Source organism: Streptomyces sp. NPDC088261, from assembly GCF_044740805.1.
In the GTDB taxonomy this organism is placed as follows: domain Bacteria; phylum Actinomycetota; class Actinomycetes; order Streptomycetales; family Streptomycetaceae; genus Streptomyces.
In genome coordinates, this window is the sequence record NZ_JBIURL010000005.1 from 361,309 (window position 1) to 376,690 (window position 15,382).

Sequence of the window (15,382 nt, forward strand, 5' to 3'; positions counted from 1 at the left end):
CGCCGCTCACCGTTCGAACGCGCCAACTCGCCCCCCGCTCCCGTTCACCGCCCGAACACGCCCCGACTCACCGCCCCGCGGCCGCCGCGTCGCACGCCTGCCCCCGCAGCGACCGGGCCAGATCGTCCGTCGCCTCCAGCACCAGCCTGCGCAGCGCCGGAGCCACCTCCTCGTGCGACGCCAGCCACGCCTCCGCCGCCTCCAGGGTCGAACGGTCGCCCTGCGCGGCCGGGTACAGCCCGCGCACCACGTGCATGGCGATCTGGATCGAACGCTCCGCCCACACCCGCTCGATCACCTCGAAGTACTTCTCCGCGTACGGCGCCAGCAACTCCCGCTGGTCCGATCGGGCGAACCCGGCGATCGTCGCCTCGACCAGCGCGTTCGACAGCGTGTCCGACTCCACCAGCCGTACCCACGCCTGCGCCTTCACCGCCGCCGACGGCCGCGCCGCCAGGCACCGCACCTCGTGCCGCTTGCCCGACGCGGTGTCGTCGTGGGCCAGTTCGGCCGCCACCGCCGACTCGTCCGCGCGCCCGTGCGCGGTCAGCGGCTCCAGGAAGGCCCACCGCAACTCCTGGTCGACGTCGAGCCCGTCGATCTTGGCCGTGCCCTCCAACAGCCCCTGGAGCAGCTGGAAGTCCGCGTCCGTCGTCGCGACCGCCGCGAAGAAGCGGGCCCACGTCAACTGGTGCTGACCGCCGGGCTCCGCCGTCCGCAGCTCCCGCAGCGCCCCCTCGGCGAGCAGCCGCCCGCCCTCCTCGCGCCACTCCGGGACCGCGTAGAGGGTGAGCGCGCCCCGCGCCCACGCGTGCAGCATCTGGAGCACCCCGATGTCCGTCTCGCGCCCCGCGTGGGTGAGCACCAGACCGATGAAGTCCCGGGCCGGCATGAGCGCGTCACGGGTGAGGCTCCACAGCGCGGACCAGCACAGGGCGCGCGCCAGCGGGTCGGTGAGAGCGCCGAGATGGGTGCGCAGGGTGTCCAGCGAGGCGGCGTCGAAGCGGATCTTGCAGTACGTCAGGTCCTCGTCGTTGACCAGGATCAGGTCGGGCTTCTCCGCACCGGCCAGCTCCGCGATGACCGTCCGGGGCCCGGCGACGTCCGTCTCGACGCGCGCGTACCGTACGAGATCCCCGTCGGCGGTACGCCGGAAGAGCCCGACCGCCACCCGGTGCGGGCGCAGTTCGGGGTGGGACGGGGCGGCTTCCTGGATCACGGCCAGCTCGGTGATCCGGCCCTCGGCGTCGTACACGGCCTCCGGGGTGAGCGAGTTGACCCCGGCCGTCTCCAGCCAGGACCGGGACCAGCCGGCCATGTCCCGTCCGGACGTCTCCTCCAGGACGGCGAGCAGGTCGCCGAGGCTGGTGTTCCCGTACGCGTGCCGCTTGAAGTAGCGCCGGGCGCCCTCCAGGAACGCGTCCTGCCCCACGTACGCGACCAGCTGCTTGAGGACCGACGCGCCCTTGGCGTACGTGATCCCGTCGAAGTTCAGCTTGGCGTCCTCCAGGTCACGGATGTCGGCCGTGATCGGGTGGGTGGACGGCAGCTGGTCGGCGCGGTAGGCCCAGGACTTCCGGTTGTTGGCGAAGGTGATCCAGCCGTCCTGGAAGCGGGTGGCCCCGACCAGCGCGAAGGTGCCCATGAACTCCGCGAAGGACTCCTTGAGCCACAGGTCGTCCCACCAGGTCATGGTGACCAGGTCGCCGAACCACATGTGCGCCATCTCGTGCAGGATGACGTTGGCCCGGTGCTCGTACGACGCCCGCGTCACCTTGCCGCGGAAGATGTACTCCTCGCGGAAGGTCACCAGGCCCGGGTTCTCCATCGCGCCCAGGTTGTACTCGGGCACGAACGCCTGGTCGTACTTCCCGAAGGGGTACGGGTAGTCGAACCGGTCGTGGAAGAAGTCGAGGCCCTGCTTGGTCAGCAGGAAGACGTCGTCCGCGTCGAAGTGCCGGGCGAGCCCCTTGCGGCACATCGCGCCGAGCGGGATCTCCAGGACCGTGCCGTCGTCGAACGTACGCCGGTAGGAGTCGGTGACGTGGTGGTACGGGCCCGCGAGGATCGTCGTGATGTACGTCGAGATCGGCTTCGTCTCCGCGAAGCGCCACACCCCGTCGTCGCCCAGGGTCCCCGCGCCGTTGCTCCAGACCCGCCAGCCCTCGGGCGCGGTCACCTGGAAGCGGTACGGCGCCTTGAGGTCGGGCTGCTCGAAGGTGACGAAGACCCGGCGGGCGTCGGCCGGCTCGTACTGCGTGTACAGGTAGACCTCGCCGTCCTCCGGGTCGACGAAGCGGTGCATGCCCTCGCCGGTCCTGCTGTACGCGCACTGGGCGTCGACCACCAGCACGTTCTCCGCGCGGAGATCCTCCAGCGTCACCCGTGATCCGTCGAAGACGGTGGCGGGGTCCAGGGCGCGGCCGTTGAGGGTGACGGCGGTCACACGCGGGGCGATCAGGTCGGCGAAGGCCGCCGCGCCCGGCTCCGCGGAGCGGAAGCGGATCGTGGTCACCGAGCGGAAGGTGCGGGGCCCGGGGCCGTCCGGCGCCTCACCCACCGCCGAGCGCAGGTCGAGCTCCACCTCGTACCCGTCTACGGACAGCAGGCCGGCCCGTACACGGGCCTCGTCGCGGGACAGGTTCTCACCGGGCACGGGCACTCCTTCGTGACTCGTTCGTGGGTCTCGTGGTCGTCGGACGATGGCGGAGATCGTTGGTGGGTCGTTCGAAACAGTGACGATCCTCGCATGTGCCGCTGTGACCGGGCATCCGGGAATGCCGCCGTCCGGTTGGGACGTTGCAGCGACGAGGTCCGCCGGGCGCCCGCGGGTAGCCGGGACGCCCGTTTCAGAGGAGAGACATGTCCGAGAAGACTCCCGTCGATTTCTGGTTCGACCCCCTGTGCCCCTGGGCCTGGATGACGTCCCGCTGGGTCCTTGAGGTGGAGAAGGTCAGGGACATCGACGTCCGCTGGCACGTGATGAGCCTCGCCGTCCTCAACGAGGACCGGGTCGACGAGTTGCCGGAGCAGTACCGCGAGACGATGCGGACGAAGGCGTGGGGGCCGGTCCGTGTGGTGATCGCGGCCCAGCAGAAGCACGGCGACGAGGTCGTCGGCGAGCTCTACACCGCGCTCGGCACCCGCATCCACAACCGGGGCGAGGGCCCGACGCGTGAGGCGATCGCCTCGGCGCTGGACGACGTCGGCCTGCCGGCCGACCTGCTGGAGTACGCCGACTCCGACGCGTACGACAAGGAACTGCGGGCCTCCCACAAGGAAGGCATAGACAAGGTCGGCCAGGAGGTCGGCACCCCGGTCATCGCGGTCCCCGGCGCGGACGGCGAGCAGATCGCCTTCTTCGGCCCGGTCGTCACCCCGGCCCCCAAGGGCGAGGAGGCGGCGAAGCTCTGGGACGGCACGCTGCTGGTCGCCTCGATCCCGGGCTTCTACGAGATCAAGCGCACCCGCACCCAGGGCCCGATCTTCGACTAGTACGACCGGGGCGGCCGCTTCGGCGCGTGCACGCACGGGTACGGAGGACGGCCCCCGCGAGTCATGTCCTCGCGGGGGCCGTCCGTTCCATCCGCCCGCCGTGAAGGGTGAGAAGACGATCACGAGCAGGACGTGCGCGGCCTCCCCCGCGGGGGAGGCCCCCCGTCAGGGGGCGATCAGGAGGTGGGTGGCGTTCTTCCGGGCGGCCGTGTAGCGCTTCGCCACGTCCTGCCAGTTGACGACCCGCCACATCGCCTCGACGAAGTCCACCTTCTGGTTCTTGTACTGGAGGTAGAAGGCGTGCTCCCAGGCGTCGAAGACCAGGATCGGGACCGAGCCCTGGCCGACGTTGCCCTGGTGGTCGTAGATCTGCTCCACGATCAGCCGGCCGCTGACGGGCTCGTAGGCGAGGACGCCCCACCCCGACCCCTGCGTGGTCGCCGCCGCCTTGCTCAGCTGGGCCTTGAAGCCCGCGAAGGACCCGAACGACGCGGCGATCGCGTCGGCCAGCTCCCCGACGCCGTCCGCCGCGAGCGGCTCGCCGCCGCCGTCACCGGTCATGTTGTGCCAGTAGATCGAGTGCAGGATGTGGCCGGAGAGGTGGAACGCCAGGCTCTTCTCCAGGCCGTTGAGCGCCCCCCACGCCTCCTTCTCCCGCGCCTCCGCGAGCTGGTCGAGCGTGTCGTTGGCGCCCTTGACGTAGGCCGCGTGGTGCTTGTCGTGGTGCAGCTCGACGATCTGCGGGTTGATGACCGGTTCGAGCGCCGCGTAGTCGTACGGAAGTTCGAGAAGTGTGTAAACGGCCATGTCCAAGCCCTCCGAAACTCTTATTGCACATCTTATGCAGGTGCACGCTAACAGCAAGAGGGCTCCGGAGTGGGCAGGCGCCGTGTGACACCCCCGACAAGCCGCTGACCTCCTCTTTGTGGGCGTCCGACGGTGATCGGGCCAGGACGGCCGGGTTACGGTCGGACCGTCCCCCCGCCCGGAACACGCCACGGCCTGCCCGGCGCACCCCCCGACGACCGCCGGAGTCCCCATGAGCACCGCCGCCCCCGCCCCCCGTACCGGAGTGGTCCTCGCCGACCTCCTCCCGGCCCACCGTGCCCACGCGCGCGACCTCGCCCTGGTGGTGGGCGGCGCCGTCCTGACCGGCGTCGCGGCCCAGCTCTCCGTGCCGGTCCCCGGCTCACCGGTGCCGGTCACGGGACAGACCTTCGCCGCGCTGCTCATCGGCGTCTCCCTCGGCGCCCGCCGCGGCTTCCTCTCCCTGGCCCTGTACGCGCTGCTCGGCATGGCCGGGGTGCCGTGGTTCTCCGAAGGCGCCTCCGGCGTCGGCTTCCCGACCCTCGGGTACGTCCTCGGGATGCTGCTCGCCGCGACGGTCGTCGGCGCGCTGGCCCGCCGCGGCGGCGACCGGTCCGTCGTCCGGACGGCCGGGACGATGGTCCTGGGCTCCGCGATCATCTACGCGGTCGGCGTCCCGTACCTCGCCGTCTCGGCGGACCTGTCGCTGAGCGCCGCCGTCTCGGCCGGCCTGGTGCCCTTCCTGCTGGGCGACGCGCTCAAGGCCGCGCTGGCGATGGGCGCGCTGCCCGCCGCGTGGAAGCTGGCCGGCCGCCGGGGCTGACACGTACCGTCCCGGCCCCCGATGACGGTCACCCTGCGACACGCGTGCCACACTCGGAGCATGCGCGTGTACCTCGGTTCCGACCATGCCGGTTTTGAACTCAAGAACCACCTCGTCCAGTGGCTCAAGGCCCAGGGCCACGACCCCGTCGACTGCGGGCCCCACATCTTCGACGCCCAGGACGACTACCCGCCGTTCTGCCTGCGCGCCGCGGAGCGCACGGCGGCCGACCCGGACAGCCTCGGCATCGTGATCGGCGGCTCCGGCAACGGCGAGCAGATCGCGGCCAACAAGGTCAAGGGCGTACGGGCCGTCCTCGCCTGGAGCGAGCAGACGGCGGCGCTCGGCCGTGAGCACAACGACGCGAACGTCATCTCCGTCGGCGGCCGGATGCACACGGAGGAGGAGGCGACCTCCTTCGTCGCGACCTTCCTGACCACGCCGTACTCGGGCGAGGAGCGGCACGCGCGCCGGATCGGGATGCTCGCGGAGTACGAGAGCACCCACGTCCTGCCGCCGATCCCGCCGCACCACCCGCAGCAGGACTGAACGACCGGACGACCCCCGAGACCCCTGTGCCGCCGGGCACCCTGAACGGCCGCCCGGCGGCACCGTCATGCCGACCGCACTTTCGTCGTGCCGACCGCACTTCCGAGGAGACCACCGTGCCCGAGGGGCATACGATCCACCGCCTCGCCGAGGACCATCTCGACCGCTTCGGCGGACGGCCGGTACGGGTCAGCAGCCCGCAGGGCAAGTTCTCCGACAGCGCGGCCCTGCTCGACGGCCAGGTCCTCGACACGGTGGACGCCCACGGCAAGCACCTCTTCCTGGGGTTCGGGCGGACCGGCTGGGTCCACGTCCACCTCGGTCTGTTCGGCAAGGTCGCCCTCGGGGACGCGCCCGCCCCGCCGCCCACGGACACCGTCCGGCTGCGCCTCGCCTCCGCCACCGCGTACATGGACCTGCGGGGCCCGACGACCTGCGCCCTGATCACCGATCCCGAGAAGCGGGCGATACACGACCGGCTGGGCCCCGACCCCCTGCGCCCGGGCCACGACGGCGAGAAGGCGTGGGCCCGGATCTCCCGCTCCCGTACGACCGTCGCCGCCCTGCTCATGGACCAGAAGGTCATCGCCGGGGTCGGCAACGTCTACCGCGCCGAGGTCCTCTTCCGGCACGGCGTCGACCCGTACCGCCCCGGCAAGGACCTCACCCGTACGGAATGGGACGCGATCTGGGCGGACCTGGTGGAGCTGATGCGCGAGGGCGTACGGAACAACCGCATCGACACCGTCCGCCCCGCGCACACCCCCGAGGCGATGGGCCGCCCGCCCCGCGTGGACGACCACGGCGGCGAGGTCTACGTCTACCGCAGGGCCGCGCTGCCCTGCCTCCTCTGCGGTACGGAGATCCGTACCGCACCGCTCGCCGCCCGCAACCTCTTCTGGTGCCCCCGCTGCCAGAGCGGCGACCCGGCCGCCTCCTAGTCAGGTGGTACTAGGGCGTGTCCGCGAAGTGGGGTCGTCCGCCCGGAGGGCGGGGCTCGCGGCGTCTGGTGCGTGCGATCGCAAGGCGGAGGACTCACCCCGTACTGGATGTACGGGGTGGGTCCGACAACGCCGCGAGCGCGCGTGCCAGGCGCCGCGAGCCAGACCCCACTTCGCGGACACGCCCTAGAAACCGTGCGGCAGCCACGGGGCGACGTCCGAGCCGAAGGCCGTGGACGCCTCGGCCAGCGCGCCCGGGCGCAGTTCGGTCACCCGGCCCGCGCCCGCCAGCGAGATGAGCGGCACCCCGCCCAGGTAGGCCGCGCCCAACTCCCGTACCGACAGAGCGAGATCGGCCTGGTCCGCGGTGCGGACGCAGGACGCGCCCTTCGCGTCGCCGGTCAGCCGCCAACGCCCCTCGTTCCAGGGGCAGAAGGTGTCCTCGACCTCCACCACCACGTCCACGGGCGTCCGGTACGTCCGTGCCTCCAGCGCCGCGCCCACCTCCACCAGCCGTACGTACAGCGCGTCCCTGACCTGGAGCCCGCAGCGCCGCACGTCCGAGACGAGGTACTGGAACGGGTCGTCCAGGGGCCGGTTGCGCGCCCGGACGGTCGAGGTCAGGTCGATGCCGAAGAGGAAACGCCAGAGCTCGCCGTACGCCTCCGCGTCGCGCGCGTACAGCTCACGCAGCTCGACCGTGCCCTTCGGACCGGAGCGGTCCCACTCCGGCTTCACGCGGTAGAGGGTGAACCCCGCCACCTCGCCGTCCCGCTCCACCAGTACGCACTGGAGCGGCGACATCCCGTCCCGCTCGCGCTCGCCGTTGAGGACGGGCAGCCGCTCCCAGCCGGGCCCGCGCGCGATCATGCCGGGCCGGACCGGAACCTGCGAGGCGTAGACCTCCTCGCACGCGGCCTGTACGGCGGGGTCGTTCGGCCTGACCTGCCGCAACCGGATCCGGTCCGTGTCCCCGGGGCGGGCGGCCGGCGGGATCCGTACCCGTACCGTGTCGATCTCCGCGGACAGTTCCTGCGTCGCCCCTCCGTAGCCGAACCGGCCGTAGATCGGCGGCTCCGACGCCGTCAGGACCGCCAGTGGCTCGCCCCACGACCGTACGTCGTCCAACTGGCGCCGCATCATGGCCGAGAGGACCCCGCGCCGCCGGTACGTCGGCGCCACGCTGACCATCGTGACCCCCGCCGCGTCCACGCGCGCGCCGCCGGGCACCGTGAGACCGAAGCTGAACGCCCCCGCCGTCCCGACGCACTCGTCCCCGTCCCAGGCGCCGACGAAGCGCCCGAACTCGGTGAGATCCCTCCACAGGACCCGCTCCTGGGACGTCTCGGTGATACCTCCGAAGGCGTGTTCGAGCACGTGGTACCAGCGGTCCCAGTCGGCCGGCGCCAGCTCGCGCAGATCAGTCGTCATATGCCATGAGTAGCAGGGGTACGACGATCGGGCGACCCGATTTCGAACACAATGTCACAGGGGTCCCCCTGCACGCGGGGCAGGCGGATGGATAGGGTCCACAACAATGGCCGGTAACGCGAGAACGGACTCCTTCACGGCCCGGATGCGCAGAACGCTGCACCGGGGCCGTATCGCCCTGCGCAAATCAGGGGTCGACTATTTCCGCGGGGACGGGTCCGACTGGATCGCCCTCGCGGGGCTGTTGCTCACCGTTCCGGTCATCGCCGTCGTCACGGTCGCCGTCCCGGTCTGGTGCGCGCCCTCCACCCTCGTCCTGCCCATCGTCGCCGGCGGTCTGCTGCTGCGGCCCGCCAGCCTGCTCGGCCTGTACGCCGCCGCGGCCACCGCGCTGATCGTCGAGTCGGTCGTCCTCGGCCCGTACACGGAAGGCACCGGCCGGGTCACCCCCGGCGTGGTGCTGGTCGTCGCGGCCTGCGGGCTCTTCGGCCTGCTGATCGCCCAGTTCAGGGCGCGGGTCGGAGTGCCGTGGCGGCGCGGCGGGACGATGCTGTTCGACCTGCGCGAACGCATCCGCGTACAGAGCGCGCTGCCGCAGCTGCCGAAGGGCTGGCACCACGAGATGGCGCTGCGGCCGGCGGGCGGGCAGTCCTTCTCCGGGGACTTCGTCGTGGCGGCCCGTACGCACGGCGGGCGCACGCTGGAAGTGGTCCTCACGGACGTGTCCGGCAAGGGGATGGACGCGGGCTCGCGGGCGCTGCTGCTGTCCGGGGCCTTCGGCGGCCTGCTCGGCTCGCTCCCTCCGCACGGCTTCCTCCCGGCGGCCAACGGGTATCTGCTGCGCCAGGACTGGGACGAGGGCTTCGCCACCTCCATCCACCTGGTCCTCGATCTGGACTCCGGCGACTACGAACTGCTCTCCGCGGGCCACCTGCCCGCCCTCCACCTGCACGCGGGCAGCGGCCGGTGGGACGAGATGTCGGGCGAGGGCCCGCTGCTCGGCGTCTACGACGCGGCGCAGTTCGACCCGGTGAAGGGCTCGTTGCGGCCGGGTGACGTCCTGATGCTGTTCACGGACGGTCTGGTGGAGGCCCCGGGCCGCGATCTCGCGGAGGGCATCGACCGCTTGACCGGCGAGGCCGACCGCTATGTGGCGGGCGGGTTCGAGGGGGCGGCGTGGCACCTGATCGAGGCGGTGGCGAAGGACGTCAACGACGACCGGGCGCTGCTGCTGATCTGCCGCGAGGCGTGACGTTCGCGTTCTGTAAGGGTTACCCGGCCTCCGCAGGGGCTCCGAGGGGTGAAGCTGGGGCGGTCACGCGCGCACCCGCGCGGACTGGGCGACCGGAAAGGGAACAGAACATGGTGGTTCGCGGTGTGGGCGGGGTCATTCTGTGCGTGCTCGGGGTGCTCTGGATAGCCCAGGGCACGGGCGCGGTGGGCGGCTCGGGCATGTCGGGCAAAAGCCAGTACGCGTTCCTGGGCGCGCTGGTGGCCCTGGTGGGCGCGTACCTCCTCTACCAGGCCTGGCGCCTGCGCGGCCGCACGCGCCGGTGACGCCGAGGGTCAGGGGACGGCGCCGGGGGCCTCACGTACCCAGGTGAGCAGGGTGTACGTACGCCCCTTGTCCGTGACGGTCTCCGGCGGCGCGTCCGTAAGCCGGAACCCGGCCGCGCGGGCCACGGCGACGCTCGGGCGGTTGTCCGGCTCGATCTCCAGCACGACGCGGGGCAGCCGCGGCCAGCGCGTGCGCGCCGACGACGTAACCGATGCCACCGGTACGACGGTTGAGAAGCACCTCCCCGAGCGCGCACCCCTCGTCAACGGTGACGGCGAGACGCGGGCCTGCTGTCCGCCCGGTTCTCGGCCATGGCCCTTCCTACCGCCCGCCCGACACCCGTAGCACCGTGCCCGTCGTGTACGAGGCGTCGGGGGAGAGGAGCCAGGTGATGGCGGCGGCGATTTCCGCGGGTTCGCCCGGGCGGCCCAGGGGGATCGTGGGGGCCGCCTTGGCGGGGCGGTCGGGGTCGCCCATCGTCGCGTGCATCCCGGTGTTGACGATGCCGGGCGCGACCGCGTTGACCCGGATCCCCTCGGGGCCCAGCTCTCTCGCCAGGCCGACCGTCAGGGAGTCCGTGGCCGCCTTCGTCGCCGCGTAGTGGACGTACTCGCCGGGACTGCCCAGCCCGGCCGCGGTGGACGAGACGTTGACGATCGCGCCCGCACCGAGCGCCCCCATGTCCCGGGCCGCCCTTCGGCAACACAGCAGGTAGCCCAGGAGGTTGACCTCCAGCACCCGCCGCAGGTCGGCGGTGCGCGTGTCGGCGAGCCGGCCCAGCGGGCCCGTCACCCCGGCGTTGTTGACCAGGTTGTCCACCGGCCCGAACGTGGCGGCGGTGACGTCGAACAGCCGCTCCACGTCCGCCTCGTCGGCGGTGTCCGCCCGTACGGTGACACACCGCGCCCCCGCCGCCCGCACGGCGAGCGCCGTCGACTCGGCGGCGGCGCCGTCACTGACGTACCCGAGGACCAGATCGTGCCCGTCGGCCGCCAGCCGGACGCACGTCGCCGCGCCGATCCCCCGACTGCCCCCGGTGACGATGGTGACCGGACGTGACACGCGCTGCCTCCTGTGATCCCCCCGATCACCGTGGCGTGATCGCTGCGGACCCAGTCGTACCGCACCGCCCGCACCCCCGGCCACCAGGTCCCCGCCTCAGCCCACCGGCTCCTTCTCCCGCACCGTCACCGATCCGCCGGTCCCGCCCGCCCCGGCAGACGCCCGCCCGCCCGGCAGCACCCGCGCCAGCCAGTGCGACCGGCCCGCGGCCAGCGGTCCCAGGACCGCCAGGACCAGCACATAGCCCGCGATGAACGGCGCCAGCCGCTCGTCCAGCGCGGCCCCCGCCGCCATCGTCGCCAGGATCAGGGCGAACTCGCCGCGCGCCAGCAGCGTCGTGGAGATGTTCGCCGCGGGCCCCGCCCCGAAGCCGTTGATCCGCGCCGCCACCAGCCCCGCGATCACGTTCATCACCAGCGTCACCGCCACCGCCGCGAGCACCGGCCACAGCACTGTCGGCAGATCGCCCGGGTTGATCGACAGGCCGAACGCGAAGAAGAAGATCGCGCCGAACGCGTCCCGCAGCGGATGGACCAGCTTCCGGATCCGCTCGCCCGACGACGTACTGCCCAGCATCAGGCCCACCATGAACGCGCCGATGGCGTCCGCGACCCCGAACCACTCCGAGACCCCCGCCACGAACACGGCCGCGCCCAGGAAGGAGATGACGAGCAGTTCGTCGTCCTTCGTGCCGATCAGCCGCCCGACCACCCTCGTCCCGAACCGCGCCGCCAGCGCGAGCAGCAGCAGGAACCCGAAGGCCTTCCCGCCGTCCAGCAGCGCCGCCCGCACGCTGTCCGCGCCGGACAGGATCGGCTGGAGCGCCGCGAGATAGAGCGCCAGGAAGATGTCCTCGACCACGATGATGCCCAGGATCGGCTTCGTCTCCGGATTGCCGATCCGGCCCAGGTCGACCAGGACCTTGGTGACGATCGCGGACGACGAGATGCCGAGCACCCCGGCGAGCACGAGCGCCTCCGACGTCCCCCAGCCCAGCGCGAAGCCGAAGCCCAGCCCCGCGCCGACGTTCAGCGTCAGGTACGCGCCGCCGGCGAGGGCCATCTTCCGGCCGCCCGCCTTGAGGTCGTCCAGATGGAACTCCAGGCCCAGGTAGAAGAGCAGCAGGACCAGGCCGAGGGCGGAAAGCATCTCCAGGTCGTGCGGGTCGGAGACGAGCACGATGCCGGGGGTGTGCGGGCCGAGGAGGATCCCGGCCAGGATGAACAGGGGGATCGTCGGCAGCTCGATCCGGCTGCCGAGGCGGGCGAGCAGGGCGGCGGCGAGAAACGCGCCGCCCATGGCGATGAGGGTTTCCGCGTGTCCGATGGGCTTTCCTCCGTCGGCTTGAGTCAAGAGCAGGTCAAGGGAGCGTCAGTAGTTACTTTACCAAAGAGTTTAACAAGCAACTTTCCCGGTACGCGGGGGACCGGTAGGGCTACCCCCACCCCCGGTCCGCCGGGCACCGCCCTGGCCGCCCCCCACCTCCGCTCACTAGCGTCAGGAGGGCAGTGACCGGCGGTATCGGCGGTACGGATCAGGAGAGGGCGGACGCCATGGGATTACGACGCACACGCAGCCGGCACACCGGTACGGAAGGCCCCCGCACCGGCGGCGGGGAGGACGGCATCGCCGTCGAACTCCGCGACGTACGCCGCCAGTACGGCCGCGGCCCCGCCGCCGTCCACGCCCTGCGCGGGATCGACCTCGCCCTCCCGCGCGGCAGCTTCACCGCCGTCATGGGCCCCTCGGGCTCCGGCAAGTCCACGTTCCTCCAGTGCGCGGCCGGTCTCGACCGCCCCACGACCGGGTCCGTACACCTCGGCGGCACGGACCTCACCGGCCTGGACGAGACCCGGCTCACCGAGCTGCGCCGTACCCGCCTCGGCTTTGTCTTCCAGGCGTTCAACCTGCTTCCGGCGCTGACCGTCGGCCAGAACATCGAGCTGCCCACCCGCCTCGCGGGCCACCGCCCCGACCCGCGCCGCACCGCCGAGATCCTCGGCCGGCTCGGCCTCGCCGACAAGACCGGTCGCCGCCCCGCCGAACTCTCCGGCGGCCAGCAGCAGCGCGTCGCCCTCGCCCGCGCCCTCGTCACCCGGCCCGACGTCGTCTTCGCCGACGAGCCGACCGGCGCCCTCGACACCTCCACGGCGGCCGAGATCCTGTCGCTCCTGCGCACCGCCGTGGACTCCCTCGGCGCGACGGTGGTCATGGTCACCCACGACCCGGCGGCGGCCGCCCACGCCGACCGCGTCCTGTTCCTCGCCGACGGGCTGATCGCGGACAGCCTGCCCCGCGCCGACGCGGCCCGCATCGCCGCCCGCATGACCTCCCTCACCGCACCGGCCTTCTCCCGCACGGGTGCGGCGGCCTGAGACCCGCCCCGGCGGCGGGGAACGGCCGGTACAGTCCGGCCATGCCGCACCTGACCCTCGCCGAGGTCGAAGCCCTCGCCCGCGAGGCCCACGCCACCCAGACCGACAAAGCGGGCCGCCCCTACACCGAGCACCTCAGCGCGGTCGCGGAAGGAGTACGGGCCAGGGGCGGGTCCGGCGAACAGATCGCCGCCGCCTGGCTGCACGACGCGGTCGAGGACGGCGCGCTGTCGCGGGAGTGGCTGGCCGCCGCCCCGCTGCCCCGGCCGGTCACGGACATGGTCCTCGCGCTCACGAAGGCGAAGGGCGAGGACCTCCGTACGTACACCGCACGGATCCTGGCCACCCCGGGCGCCCTCCTCGTCAAGGAGTCCGACCTCGCGCACAACGCCGATCCGGCCCGGCTCGCCGTCCTCGACGAGCCGACCCGGACCCGGCTCACCGAGAAGTACGCGACGGTACGACACCTGCTCGGCCTGACGCGGTAGGAACGGCGGCCCTCCCGCCCGCCGGGCCCGCCCCGCCCGCCGGCGCCACGGCGTCGGGGCGGAACGCCCACCGCATCTCCGGCTCCACGGCGAAGCGGAACAGCCGCCGTACCGGAGGAGTGCACAGCAGGGTCACCGCCACGGCCGCCACGAGCGACACCAGCACCTCCCCGGCCGGATCCGCCAGTCAGGGGTACGTGTCGAAGAGGCCGGCGAACACCGCGCCCTTGACCAGGAATCCGTGCAGCAGATAGCCGCAGACCGTGCCCGCGCCCAGCACCGTGAACCTGGGCGCCGGTGCTGTGGTAGAGCCAGCCGGTCCGCATCCGGGGCGCCAGGGCGTACGCGAACACCAGCGCGCCCGCGAACAGCGCGACCGCCAACTTCCGCGCCCCGGGGCGCCGTACCAGCCGGAAGTGCTCCGGCCGCATACAGCGCCTTGGTGGCGCGGCTGCCGTCCATGACCGGTTCCCAGGCGTGCGCGACGGCCACGAGCACGATGGCCAGGTACTTGGCGTTGTCGAAGAAGGCGTCCCACTGGGCGGGTCTCGGCGTGTCGGCCACGGCGGAAGCGTCGGTTCCGGTGGGGGACTTCGGCTCGGGTGCCGGAGAGGTCTGAGGCAGTGGGGTCCTGTCATAACCGTGGGGAGCCTGGAACATCCGCCGCACCCTAGCCGCGCGCAAAGCGATTCGTAAAACCTTCCCGATCCCCTCCGGGACGGGAATGCGCGCACGTCTGACACCACCGACAACCGCCCTGTATGCCCCAATTGATCGCCCTTAAAAGGGTCATAGGGTCGGCCTTGATCGACTCCGCCGCCATCCGGGGTGGCGCCGCGTCAATTGCCCACTGATCCACTCCGTGATCCGTCCGCGGGTGACGTGAAAATGAGCGGTGGATCAAATGTGCGGACGGCCGGGTGTCGGATCGAATTCGCACGGGTATTCATCTCCCGCCGGGTGTGGCGGAGTGGGGCGCGATCCGGCGCGCGGGGCGCGCGATTGGCGAGAACTTGACGTCGATGTTTCGTCACGGGGCAACATCAACAAGGCCGTTGATGGCACGATGGTCGAAGCGCGAGGCGGACCGACGGAGGGTGTGATCAGTTGTGGCCATTTCACTGTCTGTGGTGGTGCTGTTGGCGATCATCCTCGTGGTGCTGATCCGAGGCGGCTCGCTCAAGGGCGGACCGGCGGTCGTCGCCGTGCTGTTCGGCTTCTTCCTCGCGTCCACGAACATGGCGCCGGCGGTGAACCGGACGCTCAACTCGATAGCGGACACGATCAGCAACATCACGTTCTGACGCGACCCCGGCGCCCCGCCGCCGGACGAACGGCACGAACGGCGAAACGCGAACGGCCCGACCGGTGGCTTGCGCACACGGGTCGGGCCGAAGCCGTGGAGCGGGCGACGGGAATCGAACCCGCGTAGCTAGTTTGGAAGACTAGGGCTCTACCATTGAGCTACGCCCGCACAGCGAGCGCCGCCGGTCGGGTGACCGCGGCACGAACAGCATCGTAGCGGGTCACCGCCGCTCCCCGCACATCACTTGGCGCCGGTGCGGCGCACCGGCGCCGCTCACCCTCCCCGTCGCCCCGGCCGTCGCCCGGCCGGAAAAGGCGAACGGAGCGCCTTCGGGCATGTACCCTACGTGTCGCACCAACGGGGTGTGGCGCAGCTTGGTAGCGCGTCCGCTTTGGGAGCGGAAGGTCGTCGGTTCGAATCCGGCCACCCCGACCAGTAGCCCGACCGCCCGTGGCCCGATCGCACGGACCAGCACGACAAGATCGCGTTGTGGGGCCCTTCCCGCATGCGGTTACTATGCAAGCTGCGTGCCTGTGTGTCTGAAGAG

15 protein-coding genes, 2 tRNA genes and 1 pseudogene are annotated in these 15,382 nt (G+C 71.8%); 10 read left to right on the plus strand and 8 right to left on the minus strand.

The window, feature by feature from the left end:
• Positions 1 to 67: 67 nt before the first annotated feature.
• On the minus strand, positions 68 to 2,656 hold the full coding sequence (gene pepN, locus ACIODU_RS13480) for an aminopeptidase N (protein ID WP_401767259.1): 2,589 nt from the start codon (positions 2,654 to 2,656) through the stop codon (positions 68 to 70).
• 206 nt (positions 2,657 to 2,862) lie between these two features.
• Here pepN and ACIODU_RS13485 point away from each other — a divergent pair, with 206 nt between their 5' ends.
• On the plus strand, positions 2,863 to 3,495 hold the full coding sequence (locus ACIODU_RS13485; RefSeq protein WP_356427494.1) for a DsbA family protein: 633 nt from the start codon (positions 2,863 to 2,865) through the stop codon (positions 3,493 to 3,495).
• A gap of 165 nt (positions 3,496 to 3,660) precedes the next feature.
• Here the strand turns inward: ACIODU_RS13485 and ACIODU_RS13490 are convergent, their stop codons facing one another.
• A complete protein-coding gene (locus tag ACIODU_RS13490; protein WP_401767261.1) occupies positions 3,661 to 4,302 on the minus strand; it encodes a superoxide dismutase in 642 nt (213 codons plus the stop codon).
• A 232-nt stretch (positions 4,303 to 4,534) separates the two neighbouring features.
• Between ACIODU_RS13490 and ACIODU_RS13495 the strand changes: the two genes are divergently transcribed.
• The 3 genes from ACIODU_RS13495 (at position 4,535) to ACIODU_RS13505 (ending at position 6,615) form a co-directional block, all read left to right on the plus strand.
• Positions 4,535 to 5,125 carry a biotin transporter BioY gene (locus tag ACIODU_RS13495; protein ID WP_401767263.1) on the plus strand — a complete coding sequence of 197 codons (591 nt, stop codon included), beginning with the start codon at positions 4,535 to 4,537 and terminating at the stop codon, positions 5,123 to 5,125.
• 60 nt (positions 5,126 to 5,185) lie between these two features.
• Positions 5,186 to 5,674, plus strand: a complete 489-nt coding sequence (locus ACIODU_RS13500) for a ribose-5-phosphate isomerase (RefSeq protein ID WP_356427488.1) — start codon at positions 5,186 to 5,188, stop codon at positions 5,672 to 5,674.
• Between the two features lie 116 nt (positions 5,675 to 5,790).
• On the plus strand, positions 5,791 to 6,615 hold the full coding sequence (locus ACIODU_RS13505; protein ID WP_401767265.1) for an Fpg/Nei family DNA glycosylase: 825 nt from the start codon (positions 5,791 to 5,793) through the stop codon (positions 6,613 to 6,615).
• 186 nt (positions 6,616 to 6,801) lie between these two features.
• Here ACIODU_RS13505 and ACIODU_RS13510 read toward each other — a convergent pair whose 3' ends face one another.
• Positions 6,802 to 8,046 (minus strand): GNAT family N-acetyltransferase, encoded by a 1,245-nt coding sequence (locus ACIODU_RS13510; RefSeq protein ID WP_401767267.1) that lies wholly within the window; start codon positions 8,044 to 8,046, stop codon positions 6,802 to 6,804.
• Positions 8,047 to 8,152: 106 nt separating this feature from the next.
• On the opposite strand from ACIODU_RS13510, the gene ACIODU_RS13515 reads away from it, so the two are divergent.
• Both ACIODU_RS13515 and ACIODU_RS13520 read left to right on the plus strand, forming a co-directional pair.
• Positions 8,153 to 9,298, plus strand: coding sequence for a PP2C family protein-serine/threonine phosphatase (locus tag ACIODU_RS13515; protein WP_356429893.1), 1,146 nt, complete (start codon positions 8,153 to 8,155; stop codon positions 9,296 to 9,298).
• A 110-nt stretch (positions 9,299 to 9,408) separates the two neighbouring features.
• Positions 9,409 to 9,603: a hypothetical protein gene (locus tag ACIODU_RS13520; RefSeq protein ID WP_356429895.1), complete on the plus strand. Its 195-nt coding sequence runs from the start codon at positions 9,409 to 9,411 to the stop codon at positions 9,601 to 9,603.
• A gap of 9 nt (positions 9,604 to 9,612) precedes the next feature.
• On the opposite strand, the gene ACIODU_RS13525 is transcribed toward ACIODU_RS13520, so the two are convergent.
• From ACIODU_RS13525 to ACIODU_RS13535, 3 genes are all read right to left on the minus strand, one after another.
• Positions 9,613 to 9,822: a GNAT family N-acetyltransferase gene (locus ACIODU_RS13525; RefSeq protein ID WP_401767269.1), complete on the minus strand. Its 210-nt coding sequence runs from the start codon at positions 9,820 to 9,822 to the stop codon at positions 9,613 to 9,615.
• Between the two features lie 103 nt (positions 9,823 to 9,925).
• Positions 9,926 to 10,666, minus strand: a complete 741-nt coding sequence (locus ACIODU_RS13530) for an SDR family NAD(P)-dependent oxidoreductase (RefSeq protein WP_401767271.1) — start codon at positions 10,664 to 10,666, stop codon at positions 9,926 to 9,928.
• Between the two features lie 96 nt (positions 10,667 to 10,762).
• Positions 10,763 to 11,965, minus strand: a complete 1,203-nt coding sequence (locus tag ACIODU_RS13535) for a cation:proton antiporter (RefSeq protein ID WP_401767272.1) — start codon at positions 11,963 to 11,965, stop codon at positions 10,763 to 10,765.
• Positions 11,966 to 12,219: 254 nt separating this feature from the next.
• Between ACIODU_RS13535 and ACIODU_RS13540 the strand changes: the two genes are divergently transcribed.
• A complete protein-coding gene (locus tag ACIODU_RS13540) occupies positions 12,220 to 13,041 on the plus strand; it encodes an ABC transporter ATP-binding protein (RefSeq protein ID WP_401767366.1) in 822 nt (273 codons plus the stop codon).
• 41 nt (positions 13,042 to 13,082) lie between these two features.
• Positions 13,083 to 13,529: an HD domain-containing protein gene (locus ACIODU_RS13545; protein WP_401767274.1), complete on the plus strand. Its 447-nt coding sequence runs from the start codon at positions 13,083 to 13,085 to the stop codon at positions 13,527 to 13,529.
• Here the strand turns inward: ACIODU_RS13545 and ACIODU_RS13550 are convergent.
• A pseudogene (locus tag ACIODU_RS13550) lies at positions 13,480 to 14,189 on the minus strand (hypothetical protein). The gene ACIODU_RS13545 and the pseudogene ACIODU_RS13550 overlap by 50 nt on opposite strands.
• Positions 14,190 to 14,638: 449 nt before the next feature.
• Here ACIODU_RS13550 and ACIODU_RS13555 point away from each other — a divergent pair.
• Positions 14,639 to 14,833, plus strand: a complete 195-nt coding sequence (locus ACIODU_RS13555) for a hypothetical protein (RefSeq protein WP_161311462.1) — start codon at positions 14,639 to 14,641, stop codon at positions 14,831 to 14,833.
• A 96-nt stretch (positions 14,834 to 14,929) separates the two neighbouring features.
• Here ACIODU_RS13555 and ACIODU_RS13560 read toward each other — a convergent pair.
• Positions 14,930 to 15,003 (minus strand) — tRNA-Gly (locus ACIODU_RS13560).
• A gap of 190 nt (positions 15,004 to 15,193) precedes the next feature.
• On the opposite strand from ACIODU_RS13560, the gene ACIODU_RS13565 reads away from it, so the two are divergent.
• A tRNA-Pro gene (locus ACIODU_RS13565) sits at positions 15,194 to 15,270 on the plus strand.
• Positions 15,271 to 15,382 lie beyond the last annotated feature (112 nt).

Excerpts from the sequence above, each read along its gene's own strand:
- ACIODU_RS13500 (WP_356427488.1), top strand. The coding sequence starts at position 5,186 with ATGCGCGTGTACCTCGGTTCCGACCATGCCGGTTTTGAACTCAAGAAC.
- ACIODU_RS13535 (WP_401767272.1), bottom strand. The coding sequence starts at position 11,965 with ATGGGCGGCGCGTTTCTCGCCGCCGCCCTGCTCGCCCGCCTCGGCAGC.
- ACIODU_RS13510 (WP_401767267.1), bottom strand. The coding sequence starts at position 8,046 with ATGACGACTGATCTGCGCGAGCTGGCGCCGGCCGACTGGGACCGCTGG.
- ACIODU_RS13520 (WP_356429895.1), top strand. The coding sequence starts at position 9,409 with ATGGTGGTTCGCGGTGTGGGCGGGGTCATTCTGTGCGTGCTCGGGGTG.
- ACIODU_RS13490 (WP_401767261.1), bottom strand. The coding sequence starts at position 4,302 with ATGGCCGTTTACACACTTCTCGAACTTCCGTACGACTACGCGGCGCTC.
- ACIODU_RS13545 (WP_401767274.1), top strand. The coding sequence starts at position 13,083 with ATGCCGCACCTGACCCTCGCCGAGGTCGAAGCCCTCGCCCGCGAGGCC.
- ACIODU_RS13495 (WP_401767263.1), top strand. The coding sequence starts at position 4,535 with ATGAGCACCGCCGCCCCCGCCCCCCGTACCGGAGTGGTCCTCGCCGAC.
- ACIODU_RS13540 (WP_401767366.1), top strand. The coding sequence starts at position 12,220 with ATGGGATTACGACGCACACGCAGCCGGCACACCGGTACGGAAGGCCCC.
- ACIODU_RS13515 (WP_356429893.1), top strand. The coding sequence starts at position 8,153 with ATGGCCGGTAACGCGAGAACGGACTCCTTCACGGCCCGGATGCGCAGA.
- ACIODU_RS13485 (WP_356427494.1), top strand. The coding sequence starts at position 2,863 with ATGTCCGAGAAGACTCCCGTCGATTTCTGGTTCGACCCCCTGTGCCCC.